Origin of the sequence: Streptomyces acidicola (genome assembly GCF_009377235.1) — a bacterium.
Taxonomy (GTDB): Bacteria; Actinomycetota; Actinomycetes; order Streptomycetales; family Streptomycetaceae; genus Streptomyces; species Streptomyces acidicola.
In genome coordinates, this window is record NZ_VMNX01000058.1 from 22,751 (window position 1) to 44,139 (window position 21,389).

General features: G+C 70.1%; 17 protein-coding genes. 6 read left to right on the plus strand and 11 right to left on the minus strand.

The features are described 5' to 3' along the window. Nucleotides 1–5: 5 nt before the first annotated feature. From FPZ41_RS17690 to FPZ41_RS17710, 5 genes are all read right to left on the minus strand, one after another. The gene (locus tag FPZ41_RS17690; protein ID WP_194236124.1) at nucleotides 6–2,408 is read right to left on the minus strand and encodes a galactose oxidase-like domain-containing protein; all 2,403 of its coding nucleotides are present in this window, start codon (nucleotides 2,406–2,408) and stop codon (nucleotides 6–8) included. Between the two features lie 26 nt (nucleotides 2,409–2,434). Then, complete coding sequence (locus tag FPZ41_RS17695) at nucleotides 2,435–3,652, minus strand: glycosyltransferase (protein WP_152863724.1); 1,218 nt, start codon at nucleotides 3,650–3,652, stop codon at nucleotides 2,435–2,437. After that, nucleotides 3,649–5,292, minus strand: coding sequence for an ArnT family glycosyltransferase (locus tag FPZ41_RS17700; RefSeq protein WP_322620368.1), 1,644 nt, complete (start codon nucleotides 5,290–5,292; stop codon nucleotides 3,649–3,651). The genes FPZ41_RS17695 and FPZ41_RS17700 overlap by 4 nt, the downstream gene beginning before the upstream one ends. Next, complete coding sequence (locus tag FPZ41_RS17705) at nucleotides 5,289–6,551, minus strand: glycosyltransferase (RefSeq protein WP_152863728.1); 1,263 nt, start codon at nucleotides 6,549–6,551, stop codon at nucleotides 5,289–5,291. The genes FPZ41_RS17700 and FPZ41_RS17705 overlap by 4 nt, the downstream gene beginning before the upstream one ends. Before the next feature lie 220 nt (nucleotides 6,552–6,771). Further along, entirely contained in the window at nucleotides 6,772–8,805 is a 2,034-nt protein-coding gene (locus FPZ41_RS17710) for a thioredoxin domain-containing protein (RefSeq protein WP_322620369.1), read from the minus strand. A 449-nt stretch (nucleotides 8,806–9,254) separates the two neighbouring features. Here FPZ41_RS17710 and FPZ41_RS17715 point away from each other — a divergent pair, with 449 nt between their 5' ends. Then, entirely contained in the window at nucleotides 9,255–12,461 is a 3,207-nt protein-coding gene (locus FPZ41_RS17715) for a tetratricopeptide repeat protein (protein ID WP_152863730.1), read from the plus strand. Nucleotides 12,462–12,635: 174 nt separating this feature from the next. Here the strand turns inward: FPZ41_RS17715 and FPZ41_RS17720 are convergent, their stop codons facing one another. Continuing rightward, complete coding sequence (locus FPZ41_RS17720) at nucleotides 12,636–12,896, minus strand: hypothetical protein (RefSeq protein WP_152863732.1); 261 nt, start codon at nucleotides 12,894–12,896, stop codon at nucleotides 12,636–12,638. Between the two features lies 1 nt (nucleotide 12,897). Continuing rightward, on the minus strand, nucleotides 12,898–13,758 hold the full coding sequence (mca, locus tag FPZ41_RS17725) for a mycothiol conjugate amidase Mca (protein ID WP_194236125.1): 861 nt from the start codon (nucleotides 13,756–13,758) through the stop codon (nucleotides 12,898–12,900). A gap of 201 nt (nucleotides 13,759–13,959) precedes the next feature. On the opposite strand from mca, the gene FPZ41_RS17730 reads away from it, so the two are divergent. Next, on the plus strand, nucleotides 13,960–14,358 hold the full coding sequence (locus FPZ41_RS17730) for a DUF4307 domain-containing protein (protein WP_152863736.1): 399 nt from the start codon (nucleotides 13,960–13,962) through the stop codon (nucleotides 14,356–14,358). Nucleotides 14,359–14,523: 165 nt separating this feature from the next. Next, nucleotides 14,524–15,021 (plus strand): transcription elongation factor GreA, encoded by a 498-nt coding sequence (gene greA / locus FPZ41_RS17735; RefSeq protein ID WP_131560592.1) that lies wholly within the window; start codon nucleotides 14,524–14,526, stop codon nucleotides 15,019–15,021. Between the two features lie 73 nt (nucleotides 15,022–15,094). Here greA and FPZ41_RS17740 read toward each other — a convergent pair whose 3' ends face one another. The 3 genes from FPZ41_RS17740 to ilvA form a co-directional block, all read right to left on the minus strand. After that, nucleotides 15,095–15,940, minus strand: a complete 846-nt coding sequence (locus FPZ41_RS17740; RefSeq protein WP_322620370.1) for an ABC transporter permease — start codon at nucleotides 15,938–15,940, stop codon at nucleotides 15,095–15,097. Further along, a complete protein-coding gene (locus FPZ41_RS17745) occupies nucleotides 15,937–16,947 on the minus strand; it encodes an ATP-binding cassette domain-containing protein (RefSeq protein ID WP_152863740.1) in 1,011 nt (336 codons plus the stop codon). Before FPZ41_RS17745 ends, FPZ41_RS17740 begins: the two co-directional genes overlap by 4 nt. Before the next feature lie 232 nt (nucleotides 16,948–17,179). Further along, nucleotides 17,180–18,409, minus strand: a complete 1,230-nt coding sequence (gene ilvA / locus FPZ41_RS17750; RefSeq protein ID WP_152863742.1) for a threonine ammonia-lyase — start codon at nucleotides 18,407–18,409, stop codon at nucleotides 17,180–17,182. Between the two features lie 163 nt (nucleotides 18,410–18,572). Here ilvA and FPZ41_RS17755 point away from each other — a divergent pair, with 163 nt between their 5' ends. The 3 genes from FPZ41_RS17755 to FPZ41_RS17765 all read left to right on the plus strand — a co-directional run bounded on the left by FPZ41_RS17755 (nucleotide 18,573) and on the right by FPZ41_RS17765 (nucleotide 20,101). Beyond that, nucleotides 18,573–19,079 carry a MarR family winged helix-turn-helix transcriptional regulator gene (locus FPZ41_RS17755; RefSeq protein WP_194236126.1) on the plus strand — a complete coding sequence of 169 codons (507 nt, stop codon included), beginning with the start codon at nucleotides 18,573–18,575 and terminating at the stop codon, nucleotides 19,077–19,079. Between the two features lie 259 nt (nucleotides 19,080–19,338). Further along, nucleotides 19,339–19,833: a sigma factor-like helix-turn-helix DNA-binding protein gene (locus FPZ41_RS17760; protein WP_322620371.1), complete on the plus strand. Its 495-nt coding sequence runs from the start codon at nucleotides 19,339–19,341 to the stop codon at nucleotides 19,831–19,833. A 19-nt stretch (nucleotides 19,834–19,852) separates the two neighbouring features. Further along, complete coding sequence (locus tag FPZ41_RS17765) at nucleotides 19,853–20,101, plus strand: hypothetical protein (protein WP_152863746.1); 249 nt, start codon at nucleotides 19,853–19,855, stop codon at nucleotides 20,099–20,101. On the opposite strand, the gene FPZ41_RS17770 is transcribed toward FPZ41_RS17765, so the two are convergent. Then, nucleotides 20,102–21,256, minus strand: a complete 1,155-nt coding sequence (locus FPZ41_RS17770) for a cystathionine gamma-synthase (protein ID WP_152863748.1) — start codon at nucleotides 21,254–21,256, stop codon at nucleotides 20,102–20,104. Between the last annotated feature and the right edge of the window lie 133 nt (nucleotides 21,257–21,389).

The following is a 21,389-nucleotide window of genomic DNA, read 5'->3' on the forward strand; positions in this document are numbered from 1 at the left end:
GGACGTTATCGCTTCCTCACATCCGCCCTTCCGCACGCCAGCCCGTCCCCGTTCGGGTCCAGCCCGAGGGGATCATCCTTTCCGTTCACCTTCAGGCGCCCGTAGTCGTGCTCCTTCAGCCATGTACAACGCGCCTTCGTCGTGTCCTTGACCTCCGGCGGGAAGGCCGTCGGCACACACACGTTGGCGGAGCCGTAGTGGCGGTCGCAGCCGGAGATCGTGGTGCTGACCTTCTGGGACGTGCGCTTCTTGCCGGGGCCCGTGACCTTGCCCGTCAGGGAGTCGGCGAAGGAGTGGACGTGGGCATCGGGCGTGGTGGCCGCGGCCAGCGCCGACGGGCCCTGGAGGTGGACCCATTTCGCCACCGACGGCACACCGTTCGCGTCGACCGCGAAGAGCATGTACCAGCCGGGCGGCGCCAGATTGGGGTTGCTCGTCACATTCAGGTCGACGTTGTTGCCGTCCACCGACAGGGGCAGGTCCACGAAGCGCTGGTTCGGGTCGGAGGAGTGCGTCACCGCGGCCGGACGGATCAGCTCCGCCTTGGCGATGGGACGGTCGACAGTGATGCGCTGCGTGTCGCCGTACTGCCACTCGGTGTCGATGACCGAGGTGATCGTCGGGCGTGGGCCCTTGAGGAGGTACGGCGGCGTGTAGAGGGACACGTCGTGGTTCCACGTGCCGTTGCCCGGGTTGTCGCCCGTCGCCATCACCCGGCCGTCGGGCAGCAGGAACGCGGACGAATGGTAGCCACGGGCCTCGGGATCGGCGGCCACCGGGTCGAAGGTGTTCGTCGCCGGGTCGTAGATCGACGACTCGTACACCGGATCGGCCCGGTTGTGCAGCGCGCCGCCCGTCTCCAGGACCTTGCCGTCCGGCAGGAGTACGGCGGAGACGTACATCTTGCCCTGGCTGCCGGTCTGCGGGACCGGACCGGCACCGACGTCGACGGTGCCCTGCGGCAGCGGCGGGCCCGCGACGTACGAGGGGTTCGCGGCCTTCAGGTCGATGACGTCGGTGAGGCGGTTCGCCTCGGGGTTGGAGTCGATGTTGCCGCCGCCGATCGTGAGGACCTTCTGGTCCTGGGCCGGGGGCAGCAGCACGCTCGCGGACTGGTCGCGCTCGTCCTTGTTCTGCAGGCCGGGGATCTGGGTGACCGTGTTCGCGTCGTAGTCGTAGACCGCCGAGCCGGTGCCGGGGATGTTGTTGCCGAAGACGTGGCTGCCCGAGTAGAAGAGCCGCCCGTCCTGCATGAGGATCATCGACGGGTACAGGCCCCAGAACGACCAGGTCTGGTTGACCTTCCACAGCGGCTGCCACTGCTGCTCGGCGTCCGACCACAGCTCGGTGGTCACCGAACCGGAGGAGTCCTCGCGCAGCCCGCCGAACGAGATGACGTCACCGTTGCCGAGTGCGGTGGCCGACGGGTACCAGTGGCCGTCGTTCATGTCGTTGGTCTTGCTGTAGGCCTCGGTGACCGGGTCGAAGACGTACGAGTCCTTGTAGCCCTCGTAGCCGTGCCCGCCCGCGACCGGGTACGCCTTGTTGCCGCTCATCACGAGCACACGCCCGTCGTCGAGCTGGACGTGCCCGGCGCAGAACATGTCCTTGGGCGTGGGGATGACCTTGTACGTGCCGGCCACCGGGTCGTAGACCGCCGAGGTGAACGTGCCCGCCTCGAACATCGTCTCGCTGTTGCCCGAGCCCGCGATCAGCAACACCTTGCCGTTCCTGAGGACGACCGAGTGCATGGAGCGGACGGGGTTCTGCGTGGGCAGGACGTCCCACTTGCCGTTCGCGCACTCCTCGGCCGTGCCCGTGCAGGTCGGCTCGGGGACGGGGTCGGCGACCTGTTCCATCGTGTAGTCGTCGGTGGTCACGGACCCGGTGCCGTACACCGAGACGCCCCAGGTGATGCGGTCGGTGCCGGCCGGGACGACCGGCGTGCGCACCGAGGCCCGGGTCCAGGTGCCCGCCTGCTCCAGCGTCTTGAGGTCGGTCCAGTACTGCCAGCCCGCCGTGGCGTCGTGCCGGAAGAGGGTGACCGCGGTGTCGGGGGTGGTCGACCTGTACCAGAGCGACAGGTCGTACTGCCTGCCCACCGTGACCACCGGTGCGCACTCGGTCGACTCGGTGATCAGCACCTTGCGGTCGCCGTCGACGCGCCGGGTCAGCTCGACCTTCATGGCCCTGGAGCCGGAGTGGGCGTCGGCGACGGTGGAGTAGGTGACGTCGTTGTCGCCCCAGCCGGACTTCTCCCAGCAGTAGGGCATGTCACCGGTGCCGGCGGTCTCGAAGCCGGGGTTCTTCACCAGGTTGGCGGCGGACGCGGGCTGGGGTACGGCGAGCAGCAGGCCCGCGGCGAGCGCGCCCACGCCCAGCAACGATGTTCTCCGCGTCGGTCTCATCCGGAGTTTCGGTCCGACCCGAACTCTCATGCGGTTCTCCTTGGTGTGCGGCTCCTTGGTGTGCGGCTCCCGCGCCCGGCCTTGTTCCTGCGCGGCAGATAGACCAGCGCTTCGGTGCCGGCGAAGCGCAGGACGAACGTCGTCACCAGTGCGAGCGCGGTGGCGGGCAGCACGCCCATCCCGAACTGGCCGACCAGCAGCGCGATCAGCGGGATGCGCAGCACGAGATCGGCGTTGGCGAGCAGGGCGAAGCGGCCGACACGGTCCCAGCGGGCCCGGTGCCGGCGCCGTTCTCTGAACAGCAGGTGCTCGACGAGGCAGAAGTTCCAGGCCACCCCCAGCTGGTTGGCGAGGATCTCGGCCGGTAGGTAGTGAATGCCGAGCGCGGTGAGTGCGTACAGGCCGAGCAGGTTCGGTACGAAGCCGGTGGCGCCGATCAGACCGAAGGCCACCATGCGGGCGACGGGCGAGGCGGTGCGCAGCCCGGCGAGGTGGCGCAGGAACCGCAGGCCCTCCCACGCGGTCGACTTGGACTCCCCCGCGAACCGGTCCTGGAAGACGAACGGCACCTCGGTGACCTGGCGCGGACGGCTGCGCACGGCCAGTTCCAGGAGGATCTTGTAGCCGAGCGGCTGGAGGATCGCGGCCGTGACGGCGCTGCGGCGGATGGCGAAGAAGCCGCTCATCGGGTCGCTGATGCCGTGCAGCCGGCGCGGGAAGAGGGACTTGGTCAGCCAGGTCGCCGCGCGTGAGACGGCGACGCGGTAGCTGCCCGCGAGCCCGGCGCGGCTGCCGCCCTTGATGTAACGGGACGCGACGACCAGTCCGGCGGCGGCCCGCTCGCCCGTCGCCACCAGCTCCGGCACCAGGGACGGCGGGTGCTGGAGGTCGCCGTCCATGACGACGATCCAGTCGGACGTGGCCGCCTTCATCCCCTCGACGACCGCCCCGCCGAGCCCGCCCACCGGTTCGTCGCGGTGCAGCACGGTGACGGGGAACGGGCAGTCCTGCGCGACCTTGGAGATCACCTCGGGGGTGTCGTCGGTGGAGTCGTCCACGAAGACGACCTCGCAGGGCAGCCTGCCGGGCACCGACTCGGTGATCCGGCGCAGCAGCTCCCGTACGTTGCCGGACTCGTTGAAGGTGGGGACGACGATGGTGACGGCACCGGGCTCGGGGACCTCGGCGCCGCGTACGGCCGGATCGCCCAGCTCGTCGGGGACGGTGGACTCGTAGCCGCTCATCGGTCGCCTCCCGCGGCCTGGATCTGACGGATCTCGATCCGGTCCTCGCCGGTGCCGAAGGTGGCGACCGGCGTCGAATGCTCCATCGCGGCCTTGACGTTGGGCAGGTCGACCGCGTCGCGCCGTACCGTCGGCGAGGCGACCACGTAGTCGAGGTCGCGCCAGCCGCGCGGCATCGTCTTCGTCACCGCGGGGTCGAGGTCGGCCTTGTAGAACCAGATGACGCCGAGGCCCGGCTTGTAGCCCTCGTGCACGAGGTCGAGCCAGAGCGCGTCGTCGACGAGCACCCGGGCCTTCCCCGGGTTGTCCACCTCGCTGCCCAGCCACTCGGCGGCGGCCCGGTAGGGGGCGTTGGCGTCGGCGGTCACCGCGGTGCGGTTGCCGTCGTACCAGCGCGGGACGACGTACGCGGCCGAGGCGCCCACGAGCGCCGCCGCCACCGCGTACCGCCCCCAGGTGAGGTACGTGCGCTCGTCCGTGCGCCGCCCACGGCGCAGTACCGCGTGGGCGACGCTCCCGGTGCCGCCCGCGAGGACCAGGGCGAGGAACGGCAGCGCCTGGATGACGTACATCGCGGGCAGGTAGCCGGGCCGCAGGGCCATCGCGGCGAGGATCGCCACGGCGAGCGCGGGTCCGGCGAGCGCCCGCGCGGTCACCGACCAGCGCCAGGTGACCAGGAGCAGCAGCGCGGCGGCGAGTCCGCCGACGGGCAGCACCCGGTCGTAGTACAGCCACGACTGGAGCACCGCGTAGGAGCCGGAGCCCGGGTCGAGGACGAAGCCCGAGCCGGGTCGGGTCATCTGGTACTCGATCCCGTCCCAGAGCGAGACGTGTCCCGGGCCCGGGAACAGCTCTCCCTTGAGCAGGGCGAGCAGCGGATACGAGACACCGATGAGCGCGCACGCGGTGATGGCGCCGGTGAGGGCGAACTTCCTGGTGTCGCGGTGGCTGTGCCGCCACATGGTGACCATCACCGCGGGCAGCACGATGAGCATCGTCTCCTTGGTGAGGACCGCCGTCGCGGCCGCGATCCCGGCGCCGAAGTGGTGCCAGAGGTGGCGGCTCGGCGAGGCGGCCAGGCAGAACGCGAGCAGCGTCCACATCACCGCGAGGTTGTCGAGGAAGATCTCCCGCTGGAGGACCACCGACAGCGGGGAGAGCCCGAACAGGACCATGCCGAGGCCGGCGGCCCAGCGCGGCAGCGACAGGCGGCGCGCGAGGACGTAGACGAGGACGGCGCTGACCGCGCTGATCACCAGCATCGTCGCCCGCATCGAGCCGACGGTCATCGACCCGGGGGCGAAGTGCGCCGGGATCCAGGTCAGCACGGCTATCTGGATCCAGCCGAGCGGCGGGTGGTCGTACCAGTACGTGTAGTGGGCGAGGCCCCGGCCCTCCTGGACGGCCCAGGCCTGGGCGAGGTAGGTGCCCTCGTCGTCGCTGAGGGTCGGGTAGTCGGCGATGTTCCAGCCCTGGACGACGAGGATCGCCACCAGGAGGACAGCGCACAGGACGAGGTCGGGGCGCGAGCCGCGCAGGCGCTCCGGCGATGTTGTTCGACGGGTCGAACCGGGTGATGGCACAGCTGTCCGCTGCGCGGGGACCTTGGCTCCGGTCACCGCGGGAAGGGTGGAGGTCACGCAGGAACGTCCTCTCGGTTCACGTGCGCGAGATGTGCACCGACGTGGCTGGTCAACTCCCAGTCGGTGCGGCCGCGTTGCTCACGCCATACGGCGCGGACGGCTGCCCCGGCGAGGAGCACCTGGTAGAAGGGCCCACCCACGATGAGCTTGAGGTAGTGGCCGAAGCCGACACGCAGGCCGTACTGCTTGCCGAAGTCGTGCAGTCCGACGATCTCGAAGACGAAGGTGACGAGAGCGGTGACGGCCGGCAGGAAGGTGACGAAGGCGATGCCCACCGGCACGTCGAGGAAGAGCGCGATGGCCACGTTGAGCGGGATGACCACACCCGAGACCGCCTGAAGGTAGGGCGTCATGAGGGTGTAGCGGGCGAGCAACCGCTGGCCGAAGCCGGGCAGTTGCTTCCAGTCCCGCTTCCGGTAGACCTGGAGGAAGCCCTGGTTCCAGCGGGTGCGCTGCTTCATCAGCGACATCAGGCTGCTGGGGGTCTCCTCGCGGGTGACCATCTCGGAGTCGTACGCGACGACGACCTTTCTGCCGGCGCTGGACAGCCGGACGCCCAGGTCGCAGTCCTCGGCCAGGCAGTGGGGATCCCACCCGCCGGCGTCGCGCAGGACGCCCGTCCGTACGAAGACGGTGTTGCCGCCGAGCGGAATGAACCCTTTCTGGGCGTGCAGGTGGAGCCGCGACCGGAACCAGAAGAAGTACTCCAGGCAGTTGCGCAGGCTGTACCAGCTGGAGTGGAAGTTGATGAGCTGCACGCCGCCCTGGACGACGTCCGCGCCGGTGGAGCGGAACGCGTGGTCGACATGGGCCAGCAGCTCCGGGTGGACCTGGTCCTCGGCGTCGAAGACCCCGACGACGTCGCCGCGGCAGTGCGGCAGCGCCGTGTTCATGGCCTTCGGCTTGTTCTTCTTCTCGTGGGTGTCGACGACGACGCGGACGCGCGGGTCGCGGTCCGCCGCCTTCCGGGCCACCTCGGTGGTCTCCGGGTCGTCGTGCCCGACGATGACGATGATCTCGAAGTCCGTGTGTGTGGATTCCAGCAGGCGCTGGACGGTGTGGTCGAGCACGGCCTGCTCGTGTCTCGCCGGCAGCAACAGCGAGAAGGAGACGTGCTCGTCCCCGTCCGGTCTGCTGAACCGGGTGGAGGCCAGCACCTCGGGCGTGCGCCACGCGTGCATCTGCCACCACAAGGTGAACGCCGCCATCCAGAACAGGGCGAACGAAACGACAGCGATGAAGACAGACGTCAGCAAAGATCCCCCCAGATCTCCGAAACCCCCTGTCGCGACAGGGGCGTCACTCGACCAGTGCGAGCGACCCCCGTCGCGTCCCCGTGCAGAGACTAGGGGGAAAATGTGAAGCCCGGGAGCACTTCCGATAAATAGACTGTTTCCGATCGGTCACCCGCGTAGTCCGAAGTATCCGAACACAAGCCCATTCGACCTGGTTCTGCAACCGCTTTCGCCTGGTGTTTCAGCCGCTCAGCGCCGCCCGGAGGCGGTCCGCGTCGGTCGTTGGGGCGTCGCAGGTGAAGTTGCGACAGACGTAAGCGGTCGGTTCACCGCCGACGAGGGGACGGTCGGCCAGCAACGGCAGTTCGTCACTGTCCGGAGTCCCCACGGCGACGACCGCGCCCGGCGCCGTGCCCAGAAGTGCCGTGCGGTGCAGGGCCCTTGTGCCCGGATGGCCGGCGGCCGGACCCACGACGGCGATCTCCCGCGGCCCGTCGAGCAGCGCTTCGGCCGTCGCGAGCCCCCACCCGATGAAGCGAGGCGCACGCGGCCCGAGGGCCTTCACCACACCCAACGCCCGCTCGGCTGCGGTGCGATGGCGTGCGGAGCCGGTGTGGGCCGCATACCCGAGCAGGACCCCGGCGGCCGCGCTCCACCCGGACGGGGTGGCGTTGTCGGTGGGGTCCTGGGGCCGCCGGATGAGCTGTTCGGCGTCAACCGCCGTGTCGTACAGGGCGCCCGACTCCTCGTCGGTGAACGAGGTCAGCACATGGTCGAGCAGGAACCCGGCGAATTCGAGCCAGACGCCCTCTCCGGTGACGGAAGCGAGCGCGAGGAACCCTTCGGCGACGTCCGCGTAGTCCTCCAACACGCCTGCGTTGCCTCCGACCTGCCCGTCCTTGCTGGTCCGGGAGAGCCGTGCGTGGTCGTCGAGGTGCAGCCGTACGAGGAGGTCGGCGGCGGCGAGCGCGGCCTCGACGAGGTCGGGGCGCTCGAAGTACGCGCCGGTCTCGGCGAGCGCGGCCACGGCGAGCCCGTTCCAGGCGGCGACCACCTTGTCGTCACGGCCGGGAGCGGGGCGCGTGGAGCGCGCGTCGAGGAGCCGCCGCCTGATGGACTCGACCCGGTCGGCGTCGAACACACCCTCGTACTGCGGAAGCTGCAGGACGGACTGCCCGTGCTCGAAGGTGCCCGCGTCGGTGACGCCGAAGTAGTGCGCGGCAAGCTGCGCGTCGTCGTCCCCGAGCACCTCGGCGAGCCGGTCCGGGGTCCACACGTAGTAGGCACCCTCGACATGCCTGCCGCTGCCGTCCTCACTGTCGGCGTCGAGCGCGGAGGCGAACCCGCCCTCGTTCGTCCGCAGCTCGCGCACCATGAAGTCGGCGGTCTCCAGGGCGACCCGGCGCGCCAGCTCGGAGCCGGTGGCGCGCCAGAGATGGGCATAGACGCGGCACAAAAGAGCATTGTCGTAGAGCATCTTCTCAAAGTGGGGCACAACCCAGTCCCGGTCGACCGAGTACCGCGCGAACCCGCCCCCGAGCTGGTCGTAGATGCCACCGCGGGCCATGCGCTCGCAGGTGTCCCGCGCCATCTGCAGGGCACCCTCGGAGCCGGTCCGGGCGTGGTGCCGCAGCAGGAACTCGATGACCATGGAGGGCGGGAACTTGGGCGCCCCGCCGAACCCGCCGCGGGAGGCGTCGTACTCCCGGGTGAGCCCCAGCAGCGCCTGCGCGATCTCCTCCTCGCCCGGCACCTCCATCGGGCCGTACGTCAGCTCCCGCGCGGCCAGGTCCCGCACGATCTTCCCGGCGACCTCGGCGACCTCGTCCCTCCGGTCGGCCCACGCGGCCCGTACGCCTTCCAGGACCTGACGGAAGGAGGGCATGCCGTGGCGGGGGGCGGGCGGGAAGTACGTTCCAAAATAAAACGGTTCAGCGTCCGGCGTGAGGAACACCGTCATAGGCCAGCCACCCTGACCAGTAGCGGCCTGTACCGCTTCCATGTACACCGCGTCCACGTCAGGTCGCTCCTCGCGGTCGACCTTGACGCTCACGAAACAATCATTGAGGTACGCCGCCGTCGCCTCGTCCTCAAAGGACTCGCGAGCCATGACGTGACACCAGTGACAACTCGAATAGCCGACGCTGAGCAGCACCGGCACATCCCGCCTGCGCGCCTCTTCGAAGGCCTCTTCCGACCAAGGCCACCAGTCGACGGGGTTGTCGGCGTGCTGGAGAAGGTAGGGAGACGTCTCGTGGGCCAGTCGGTTGGACACTTTGTGGATGCACCTTCCCCGGGATTGACCAGGCACTCTCCGCCCGACCGCTACGACTCCACCCTAAGGAGTCTCCTCAGGGATCGACGCAAACCGGCTCACTCATCTCTGACCGGCTCCCTTCCACTGGCGTCCCACGGGACGGGGGAAGTAGGTACCGAATTGGCCTCCTCAACGCGTAGCGCAGCTGCACCGGACCTCCTCGTCACGAACACCAGAGCCAGATGAGAACGCAAGTCTTAGCGTCGTCTCGTACAACGCCTCGTAGGCCCATGAGTCACGCAATCCCGCGATCACACGTTCAAGATCAGCGTGCACCGCCCACTACGGCCCCGACCGCCCCGAACTCACGCCCCCCGCCAACGTTTTCGCGCCCTCTCGCCTCCGCGCTCCTTCCGCAGCACACTTGACCCACGGAAAGCCGTTGCTGCGAGCGAGGGGGACGTGTCATGCGGGACGGCCATCGGGTGGAGGCCGAGCGACTGCTGGCGAGGGCGGTGGAGGAAGAGGTCCGGCGGTCGGGCGGCCGTACGGACGGCGGCGTACTGCTCTCGCGGGCGCGCGGCGCGCTCGACGCCATGGCTCAGGCGGCCGCCGAGGAGTACGAGGCCTACACCCGTGCCCTCGACGAGGCCGGGGCCGGTCAGGTCACCTTCGCGCAGCGGTACGCCAAGGAGGGCGCCGGAACCCCCCTGATGGTCGCGGGCGTGGCCGCGGTCGCGGCGGCCGTCGCCGACCTGGCCCTCGGCACGGGCGCCGGCACCGCCCTCGGCGCCGGTGTCACGGTGGGCGTCGTCGGCGCGGCGGCCACCGTCCTGAAGGTGACCGCCGCCCACTTCCCGGCTGCCCACCACCGTGCCGGGGCGCTGGGCCAGCCCGGCGGTCCCGAACAGCTGCGGCTCCAATGGCTGACCGCCCTGGAGGTGCGCGGCATCCGCCCGTTCCTGGACCAGCAGCGCGTCCTGAGCGCGAGCACGAGCGCCGGCGCGAAGAAGGGCGCGCCCCAGCTGCGCCGTACCGACAAGAGCGCGGCGGCGCGCAGGAGAAGCGTGCTGGAGCAGTCGTTCGGGCAACTGCCCGATGCGGACGGCCCGTTCGCGGGGCGACGTACGGAGATGGCCCGGGTCCGGCAGTGGGTGCAGGCCGCGCGGGCCAGTACCGAGACCCGTTCGACCGTGGTCGTGCTGCACGGCGCTCCCGGTTCGGGCCGTACGACGCTCGCCGTGCGCGCGGCCCACGATCTGAAGGACCAGTTCCGCGGCGCGTGCGTGGTGGACCTGCGCGGTGACGGCGCGGGAGAGCCGCCGCTGTCCACCCGGGACGCCCTGCTGCACCTGCTGAACCGTCTGGGCGCGCCCCGTGAACAGCTCCTCTTCCGCGAGCGCTCCTCCCCCGACCAGCAGGTCAAGCGGCTGAGCGAGCTGTACCACCAGCACGTGACGGGCCTGCCGGTCACGATCATCCTGGACGACGCCTCGGACCCCGAGCAGGTCCGCACCCTCGTCCCCGACCGCTCCGACAGCCTCGTCCTGGTCACCACGCGCAAACCCCTCGATCTGCCCGCCGACCTTCCCGCCTGGGTGCACCAGCTCCCGGTCGAGGCGCTCGACGAGGCGGGCGCGGAGGAACTGCTGGACGCGGCAGCGCAGGACGAGTCGGCCCCGTACGACGCCCAGTCCTCCGAGCGCATACGGGAGCTGTGCGGCGGCCTCCCCCTGGCTCTGCGCGTCGCGGGCTCGTCCCTCGGGACGCGCACGCCCCGCCGACTGGCCACGGACCTGGGCGCGTACGGCCCGGTGGAGCCCATCGAACGCGCCCTCTGGCTGCGGTACACCGACCAGCCCGACCCGGCGCGGCGGCTGCTGCGGCGCCTGGCCCTGGCGGGACGGGCGTCGCTGGGCGCCGCCGCGGCGGCCTCGCTGCTGGCCACGAGTGAGCCGGAGGCCACCCGGCATCTGACGGCACTCGCCCGCGCGGGCCTGATCGACCACGTACGGGGCAACCGGTACCGGCTCCACGACCTGGTCCGCGCCTTCGCCCAGGCCCGCCTGCTGGACGAGGAGGAACCGGCGGAGCGGACGGCGGCCCATGAGCGTCTGATCGTCACGTACGCGGAGCTCGCCGACTCGGTGCTCCGCCTGGTCGACGGCAAGATGTCGACCCGCTCGGACCGTTTCGGTCCGCACGGCTTCACCTCGCTCGACGAGGCGCTGCGCTGGCTGGACGACGAGTCCAGCTTCATCACGGCCGCCCTGCGGCACACGGAGGGCGTGAACCAGGCGGCCGTACTGAACCTGCTGGGCGCCCTGTGCGACTACTGCCTGCTGCGCGGCGACCTGTACCGCCTGGGTGAGATCAGCGAGCTGGCCCGCGCGGTCGACCAGGGTCTGCTGGTCCGCTCGGTCCAGTGGCGTACGGGTATCGCGGCCCGCCAGCTCGGCGAACTGGACCAGGCCCGCACCACCCTGTCCTCCGTCGTCGACCTCTACATGGAGGCGCACCACGACGCGGGCGCGGCCCGCGCTCTGTGTTCCCTCGGCATCACGCTCCATCACCAGGGCAACCTGACCGAGGCGGCGGCGAAGCTCCGGGAGGCCCTGGACCTTCAGGCGGCGCCGGAGCTGTCCGTGGACCGGGCCTGGACGATGCACGCGCTGGCGGCGGTGGAGCGGGACCGGGCGAGGCTGGCGGAGGCCCTCGATCTCCTCACCCGGTCCCTGGTGCTGCACGGCGAGGGCGAGTCGGTGCACGGCCAGGCGTGGGCGCACTTCCAGCTCGGCCAGCTGAAACTGCGGATGGGTGACGTGCCGGGCGCGGAGGCGGATCTGCGCACGGCCCTGGATCTGTACGGCCGCACCCGCGACGCCCGCGGCGAGGCCTGGGCCATGACCCAGCTCGCCCGTGCCCGCCTGGTCGCCGGCGACGCGTCCGCCGCGGTCGACAGCCTGCGCCAGGCGACGGCACGCCATCAGGACAACGAGGACGCCCGCGGCGTGGCCTGGTCGGTGTACTACCTGGGTCAGGCGCTGGAGGAGGCGGGCAATCTGGACCAGGCGGTCCGGGAGCTGGAGCGGTCGAGGACGATGTTCTCGCGCATGCGGGACGTGTACGGGCTCGCCTGCGCCCGCCACCACTCGGCCCGTGTGACGCGCGACCAGCGAGCCGTCCAGACGGGTTCGCTGCGCAATTCGGGCTTCGCCCGCCAGCTGCTGGTCGACGCCCGCGCCGACTTCCAGCGCGTCGGCGTCGCCCACGGCGAGGCGTGGACCTGCCTGGAGCTGGCAGTGGTCGACGCCGGCAACGCCCGCACCCAGCAGGCCCTGTCCCTGTGCGACGACGCCGTGTCGCTCTTCGCCTCGTACGGCGATCTCCGGGGCGAGGACTGGGCCAGGTTCCTGAGGTGCACCCTGCTGCCGTACGCGGCGCCGGGCGGTGTCGAGATCGGCACCGCGGTCGCCCAGGAGGAACTGACCCAGCTGTCCCGCGCCACGCACCCTCTGCGCGACAGCAAGCTCGACGAGTACGTGGACGCGTACCAGCTGCTCCTGGAACGCGGGGTCGATCTGGACGCCGGGTGGCGGGCCTGGACCCTGGGGATGGTGCCGGACCGGCACGCCCGCGAGGTCATGGGGGTGCCGGTGGCGGCCCGGAAGTGACAGCTGTCGCCGGGCCCTGTCGGCCGGTGACCCGCCGTGCCCTGTCGTCACACTCGGGGGTGGGTGAGGCCTCCCGCACCCTTCAGGCAGTGGGTGAGGGAGTTCGACGACAGGGCAACGGGGCCCGAGTTCAGCCCGGCTGTGGCTTGGGCTCAGCCCTGTTGTGGCCCGGGCTCAGCCCTGTTGTGGCTTGGGCGTGCCCGAGGCCTTGCCCGCGGCCTCGGCGGCCGCCTTGCCGGAGGCACCCGGCTTGTCGTCCGATGCCTCCTCGAAGTCGACCTTGCCCATGTGCTTGCTCATGGACTTCATCAGGCCCCATACCGCCAGGGCCATCACCGCGAACACGATGAAGCCGAGGACGCCGGGGGTGACCTTGTCCTCGTCCAGCTCCTTGGCGAGGGGGACGAGGTGTGTCAGTGCAAGGCTTGCGCTCATGTCATGCATTGTCGCGGATGCCCGCGAAGAGGTCGTCCTCGGGGAGGGAGGTGTCCACGAGTGACTTCGCCAGCTCGTACTCCTCCGTCGGCCAGACCTCCTTCTGGAGCTCCATGGGAACCCGGAACCAGCCGCCGTCGGGGTCGATCTGGGTGGCGTGTGCGATCAGCGCCTTGTCGCGGATCTCATAGAAGTCGGCGCAGGGGACGTGGGTGGTGAGCGTGCGCTCGGTGCGCTCGAACTCGTCCCACCGCTTGAGCCAGTCCCCGTAGGGCGACTCCAGGCCGCGGTCCAGCATCGCCTGGTGCAGCGCCTCGGTGCGCGGGCGGTTGAAGCCCTGGTTGTAGTAGAGCTTCTGCGGCTGGTAGGCGGGGCCGAACTCCCCCTCCGGGTACTTCTCGGTGTCGGCCGCCCCCTCGAACGCCACCATGGAGATCTTGTGGGTCATGATGTGGTCGGGGTGCGGGTACCCGCCGTTCTCGTCGTAGGTCGTGATCACCTGCGGGCGGAACGAGCGGATCTGCCTCACCAGTTCGCCGGCCGCCTTGTCGACGTCCTCCAGGGCGAAGCAGCCCTCGGGCAGCGGCGGCAGCGGGTCGCCCTCGGGCAGCCCCGAGTCGACGAAGCCGAGCCACTCCTGCGTGACGCCGAGGATCTCGCGCGCCTCGTCCATCTCCTTCTTGCGTACCTCGTGGATGTGCTCCTCGATGTATGTGTCGCCCTGCAGCTTGGGGTTGAGGATGGAGCCGCGCTCCCCGCCTGTGCAGGTCACCACCAGCACGTCCACCCCCTCGGACACGTACTTCGCCATGGTGGCGGCACCCTTGCTCGACTCGTCGTCGGGGTGCGCGTGCACGGCCATCAGTCGCAGCTGGTCAGTCAAGACTCATTCCCTCGTAAGTCGGCGCCCGCTCTGAACTCGGTGACTGGTGTGACTCGCCCCGGCGTGACCCCGGGTGTCGGGCGACTTCTATAGTGACCGAATCGGGGGACGAAAAATTCCGGGGCCGGTCCCCGGGGTCCCATTCAGGACCTTGGTCCGGGCCTTTCCGAGAGGATGATCATGAGCACGGCGAGCACGCAGCTGCCCGAGGGCCGGTACGGCCGCTCCGCGGACGAGCGCGCCGACCGCAAGCTCAAGATCATCGGGGCGGTGCTGGGCACCGGCCTGCTCGTCCTCATCGGCTGGTTCGCCTCCTACTACGTCGGCGGCAACAAGATCAGCGCAGAGGTGATCGCCTTCGACACCTCGGCCAGTGAGGTCAAGGTGCACCTGGAGGTGCGCAAGGACGCGGATGCGAGCGGCTACTGCACCGTGCGCTCCCAGGCCGAGAACGGCGCCGAGGTCGGCCGGGCGGACTTCCGCTTCGACGGTGACGCCACCCGTATCGACAAGGTCGTCACGCTCCGTACCACGACTCGTGGCACCTCGGCCGAACTGCTGGGCTGCCACGCCGACTGAACCTCCGGCGCCTACGGCGCTGACCTGCGATGACGTAATTCTGGTGGCTTATGTCCTCCCCCTTCCGTCGTTGAATTGTTAGGCTCGTGGTTTCGCCCACTCTTGAAGGAACATTCTTCTGGGTAGGGCGATGCTTTGTATTCCCAGCACCTACGAGGAGCACCTGTGACCCAGACCAGCGAGAACGTCACCTGGCTGACCCAGGAGGCGTACAACAAGCTCAAGGTCGAGCTTGAGTACCTTACTGGTCCTGCGCGCACGGAGATCGCCGCCAAGATCGCGGCCGCGCGCGAGGAGGGGGACCTGCGCGAAAACGGCGGGTACCACGCGGCCAAGGAAGAGCAGGGCAAGCAGGAGCTCCGTGTGCGGCAGCTCACCCAGCTTCTGGAGACCGCCAAGGTCGGCGAGGCCCCGGCGGCGGACGGTGCGGTGGCACCTGGCATGGTCGTGACCATCGCTTTCGACGGTGACGAGGACGACACACTGACGTTCCTGCTCGCCTCCCGCGAGTACGCGAGCTCCGATATCGAGACCTACTCGCCGCAGTCCCCGCTGGGCTCCGGCGTGATCGGCAAGAAGGTCGGCGAGGACGCCGAGTACGAGCTGCCGAACGGCAAGCTGGCCTCTGTGAAGATCCTCAAGGCCGAGCCGTATCAGGGCTGACCGCACGGACCGGTTTCCGGCGAGCCCCCGGCGCCATCGCGGCACCGGGGGCATCGTCATGTCCGGCTCGGTGTCACGCCGTCGCCGAGCGGTACTTCCGCACCGCCAGCGTCCTGAATATGAGAATGATCAGGACCGAGTAGATCAGTGACGCCCACACCGGGTGCTGCATGGGCCAGGCGTCCGACGAGGACACCCCGGGGTTACCGAAGAGCTCGCGGCAGGCCTGCACGGTGGCGCTGAACGGGTTCCAGTCGGCGACATGCCGCAGCCAGGGCGTCATACGGCTGGAGTCCACGAACGCGTTCGAGATGAACGTGACCGGGAAGAGCCAGATCAGACCGCCGGAGGTGGCCGCCTCGGGTGTGCGCACGGAGAGACCGATCAGCGCGCCGATCCAGGTGAACGCGTATCCGACCAGGAGGAGCAGCCCGAAGGCGGCGAGCACCTCGCCGAGGTTGGTGTGGGTGCGCCAGCCGACCAGCAGGGCGACCACGGCCAGGACGAGCAGGGTGAGCGCGGTCTGCACCAGGTCGGCGAGCGTCCGCCCCGTGAGCACCGCACCGCGAGCCATGGGCAGCGAGCGGAACCGGTCGATGAGCCCCTTGTGCATGTCGTCGGCGATGCCCGCGCCGGCGCCCGCGGTGGCGAAGGTCACGGTCTGCGCGAAGATGCCGGCCATCAGGAACTCGCGGTAGGTGGACGAGTCCGTGGAGCCGCCGATGTTCATGGAGCCGCCGAACACGTAGCTGAACAGCACCACGAACATGATCGGCTGGATGAGTCCGAAGATCACCATTTCTGGGATTCTGGACATTCTGATGAGGTTTCGTTTCGCGACGACCAGGGAGTCACGGACGGACTGGCTGATCGGGTTCGCGGGTGCCGCTGCGGGCACGGCGTCGGTGGCGGCGCTCACTGGGCGGTCTCTTTCCTGCGCTTGGGGCTCTTGGTGTCCTGGGACGCGCCGCTCTCCTCGTCCTTCGCCTCGGCGATGTGTCCAGTCAGGGAGAGGAAGACGTCGTCCAGGGTGGGCCGGCGCAGCCCGATGTCGTCGATCTCGATGCCGCGGGTGTCCAGCTCGCGGATGACCTCGGCGAGGAGTTTGGCGCCACCGGCCACGGGGACGGTGAGCTTGCGCATGTGCTCTTCGACAGTGGTATCGCCCTTGCCGAAGCCCCGCAGCACCTCCGCCGCGGCCTGTATGTGCTCGCGCTCGTGCACCACGACCTCCACGCGCTCGCCGCCGGTGCGCGCCTTGAGCTGGTCGGAGGTGCCGCGGGCAATGACATGGCCGTGGTCGACGACCGCGATGTCGTGCGCCAGGTGATCGGCCTCTTCGAGGTACTGGGTGGTCAGCAGGAGGGTGGTGCCGCCGGAGACCAGTTGCTTGATGACGTCCCACAGCTGCTGGCGGTTGCGCGGGTCGAGGCCGGTCGTGGGCTCGTCCATGAACATCACCGGCGGTGAGACGACCAGCGCGGCAGCCAGGTCGAGACGGCGGCGCATACCGCCGGAGTATGTCTTCGTGGTGCGGTCGGCGGCGTCCGCGAGGTTGAACTGCTCCAGCAGCTCGTCCGCGCGGGCCTTGGCGGCCTTCGCCCTCATCTGGTAGAGCTGGCCGACCATCTGCAGGTTCTCCCTGCCCGTCAGATACTCGTCGACCGCGGCGAACTGGCCGGACAAGCCGACCGAGCGCCGCACGGCGTCGGGGTGCTTGAGGACGTCGACGCCCGCGACGACCGCCGTGCCGCTGTCGGGTCGCAGCAGGGTCGTCAGACAGCGGACGGTCGTCGTCTTGCCCGCGCCGTTCGGCCCGAGCAGGCCCAGCACCGTGCCCTCCGGGACATCGAGGTCGACGCCGTCCAGTGCCCTTACGTCACCGAAGGTCTTCACCAGACCTTCGGCATAGATGGCGCCTGGCATGTAATTTCTCCACGTCGTTGGGGTTTTCTTCGGGAAGCCTGGGTTTGCGTGCTTTAATGCGCCCTCGGGCGGGCTTTGATGCACCTTTGATCCACCCGGCGAGGCCACCATTCGAGACACACCATAACGCGATGTATCGCGTCCCTCAATGGATTTCCTCGAACGAGTGACGCAGGGGCTCCGACCTCGGCCGAAGGCGGAACGAACGACGTCCGCCGATGCGGGCAGCGAGTCAGTCCATGACCGTGTAACCCGCCTCGCGCAGTGCCTGGCCGACCTCGGCGCAGTGCTCCGGGCCCTTCGTCTCCAGGTGCAGCTCGACCTCCGCCTCCGTGAGCCCGAGCCGTGGATCGGTCCGTACGTGACTCACATCGAGGACGTTGGCGTCGACCACTGACAACACCCCCAAAAGCGTCGCAAGGGCGCCCGGCCGGTCCGTCAGACGCAGTCGAACAGCCAGGTAGCGACCCTGCGCGGCCATGCCGTGGCGCAGGACGCGCTGCATCAGCACCGGGTCGACGTTGCCGCCGGACAGCACCGCGACCACCGGCCCCTCGAAGTCTCCCGGCCCGCTCAGCAGCGCCGCGACCGGGCTCGCCCCCGCCGGCTCGACGACGAGTTTGGCCCGCTCCAGGCAGAGCAGCAGCGCGGCCGACAGCGCGTCCTCGGAGACCGTGCGGACCTCGTCGACCAGCTCGCGGATGATGCCGAACGGCACGTCACCCGGCCGCCCGACCTTGATCCCGTCCGCCATGGTCGCCGGATTCCCGATCGCCACCGGGCGTCCGGCCGCCAGCGAGGGCGGATACGCGGCCGCTCCCTCCGCCTGCACGCCCACGATCCGTACGTCCGGGCGCAGTGCCTTCACCGCGACTGCGATGCCCGCGGCCAGCCCGCCCCCGCCGATCCCCACGACGATCGTGCGCGCTTCGGGGCACTGCTCCAGGATCTCCAGGCCCACCGTGCCCTGGCCCGCGATGATGTCGTGGTGGTCGAAGGGGTGGATGAACACCGCGCCCGTCCGCGCCGCGTGCTCCTGAGCGGCGGCCAGCGTCTCGTCGACGACCAGGCCGTGCAGCCGTACGTCGGCGCCGTACTCGCGCGTCGCGCTGATCTTCGGCAGGGGCGCGCCCTTCGGCATGAAGACGGTGGCGTGGACTCCGAGAAGCGCGGACGCCAGGGCGACGCCCTGCGCGTGGTTGCCCGCGCTCGCCGCGACGACCCCCGCGGCGCGCTCCTCGGGCAGCAGCCCGGCGATGCGCACGTACGCGCCACGGAGCTTGAACGAACCGGTCCGCTGGAGGTTCTCGCACTTGAAGTGCACCGGCGCGCCGACCAGCTGCGACAGATGCCTGCTGCCCTCCATCGCGGTGACCCGCGCGACGCCCGTGAGCATCTTCTGGGCCCCCCGCACGTCGTCGAGGGTCACTCGCGCCAGGGAGTCGGCCGTGCTGTAGCTCATGACCACCAGTCTCGCAGTTCACAGCGGCACGACACGGGAGTGACCAAGGGGCGAAACTGGTTTGCACAGCGCCCGTACGACGTGCCTGTCCGCCGCGTACTCTTTCCCCAACCCAGCACCCTCGCAATGAAGTGAGCCCTCGGCCATGCCCACAACACCTGACATGTCGATGAACATGACGACCGTCGGTGACACCGGTCTTCTCGACGCGCTGCAGCATGAGGTCGCGGTGTTCGCGCGCCGTGCCGAACAGACCCGGCTCGGCGGCGTCGGACAGGTGCGCAACTCCATGGACCGCGCCGCGTATCTGCTGCTCAACCGCCTCGACAAGGAAGGCCCGATGGGCGTCAAGGCGCTCGCCGCGAGCATGGGGATCGACTCGTCGACGGTCACCCGTCAGGTGGCCCCGCTCGTCGACACCGGGCTCGTCAAGCGCACCTCTCACCCCGAGGACGGGCGTGCGGTGGTGCTCCAGCTGTCCCCGCGCGGGCTGTCCCGCCTGGAGGAAGTCCGGTCGTCGAGGCGCCAGCTGATGGCCGAGCTGACCCATGACTGGGCGCCGGAGGAGCGCGAGGCGTTCTGCAGCCTCCTCACCCGCTTCAATACGGCCCTCTCCGCCCGTATGGCCGTCACGGGCGTCGGGGTGGCGGATTCGTCGCCCGCTTCCTGAGCGGCGCCCGTCCCGTCCGCAGCGTGCCCACGCGCGGTCGGCGGTCGTCCTCCACGCGCGCGTGAGGGGACCGTTTCCCCGGTGACGCACGGCGGCGCCCGGCTCCGGTGCTGCGCGGCTCTTGACCGTGGGGCCGCCCCCGGTCTGATATGAGACGGGACCCTTGTCGTACGGCTGCGGTGTTTCCGTACACGGCTGTCGCGTTTCCGTGCACGACCGGGGCCCGTTTTCCGTCAGGGTGCCCTCAGCGGGAGGCGCGGTGCGAGATCGGCAGGCGTCCCAAGGCGCCCGCCGGGCCCGGGAGTTCGAGGCGTTCGTCGCGGGCGCGGCTGGGCGGCTCCTCCATGCGGCGACACTGCTCACGGCGGAACCGCCGACCGACAACCCACGCGCGCGGCGCCTGCTGACCCTGGCCCTCGCCCACACGTACGCGTCCTGGGACCGGCTGCGCGGCGAGGACCCGTACGACAGGACACGCCAGCAACTGGCCGTGCGTTTCGCTCGCGGGGCGTGGCACCAGTACGGCCGGTTCCGGCCCGCTCCGGCGAGCGTTCTGGCGGGGCTCAGCCCTCAGGAGCGGCTGATCGTCGTCCTCAGGCTGTACGAGGGCGTCGCCGAGGAGCAGACGGCGGCGTTGCTGGGGCTGCCCGTCGAACGCGTGCGCACGATCTGCGCCCGTGCGATGGCGACGCTGCTCCATCCGCCGCGCAGGCCCGCGTCGGCGGCCTTGGAGGCGGAGGTGGCGCCCTCATGAGGCCCGGGGGAGGCGGCTCATGAGCCGGCACGAGCGGGAGGCGGCCGTGCGGCGGATGCTGGAGCGGACGCCACCCCCGGTGCCACCCGAGCTGTACGGGGACGCGCTGCGACGCGGCGGGCGCATGCTGCGCCGCAGGACCGCGGCCCGCCGCCTCATGTGGCTGGTGCTGCTGGCCGCGGTGGTCGCGTTCCTCGTGTGGGCATCGATGACGCGCCCCTGGGTGGAACCGCCGTCGGACACGACTCCACCGGTCTCCGGTTGGTGACTAGCCCAGGGCCTGCTGCAGGTCCTCCAGGAGGTCGTCGACGTTCTCGATGCCCACGGAGAGGCGTACGAGATCGGCGGGGACCTCGAGCGCCGAGCCGGCCGCGGACGCGTGTGTCATGCGGCCAGGGTGCTCGATCAGGGACTCGACGCCGCCCAGGGACTCGCCGAGCGTGAACACCTTGGCGCGGTTGCAGACCTCGACGGCCGCCTCCTCGCCGCCCTCCACCTGGAACGACACCATGCCGCCGAACGCCTTCATCTGCTTGGCGGCGACCTCGTGCCCCGGGTGCTCCGGAAGGCCCGGGTACAGCACGCGCGTCACGCGCGCGTGCCGGGTGAGCATGTCGGCGACCCTGGTGGCGTTGTCGCTGTGCCGGTCCATGCGCACGGCGAGCGTCTTCGTCCCGCGCAGCACCAGCCAGGAGTCGAAGGGCCCGGCGACCGCGCCCATCGCGTTCTGGTGGAACGCCAGCTCCTCGCCCAGTTCCTGGTCGCCGACGACGAGCGCGCCGCCGACCACGTCCGAGTGGCCGCCCATGTACTTGGTGAGCGAGTGCACGACGACGTCCGCGCCGAGCGCGAGCGGCTGCTGGAGATACGGGGTGGCGAAGGTGTTGTCGACGACCAGCCTGGCACCGGCCTCACGGGCGACCTGGGCGACGGCGGCGATGTCGGTGATGCCGAGGAGCGGGTTGGAGGGGGTCTCCACCCAGACGACCTTGGTCTTCGGGGTGACGGCCGCTCGTACAGCTGCGGGATCGCTGGTGTCGGCGACCGACCATTCCACCCCCCACCGCGAGACGACCTTCGCGAACAGGCGGAAGGTACCGCCGTACGCGTCGTTCGGGATGACCACGTGGTCGCCGGGGCTGAGGAGCGTACGCAACAGGCAGTCCTCGGCGGCCAGCCCGGACGCGAACGCGAGACCGCGGCGGCCGCCCTCCAGGGCGGCGAGGTTCTCCTCCAGCGCGGTCCGGGTGGGGTTCGCGCTACGGCTGTACTCGTAGCCGCCTCGCAGGCCGCCCACGCCGTCCTGCTTGTAGGTCGAGACCTGGTAGATCGGCGGGACGACCGCGCCGGTGAGGGGATCCGCGGTGTTGCCCGCGTGGATCGCGAGAGTCTCGAAGTGCTGACTGATGTGCCTGTCGCTCATGAGCACCGAGCGTAGTGTGCGCGGCGTGTGAATGGCGGCGGGCGGTGAGCAGCGGACAGTGCGGGTCGGGACCGATGGGATGGGACCGGAAGGGGTGGGACCGGACCGGACCGGACCGCGGGCTGGGCTGGGC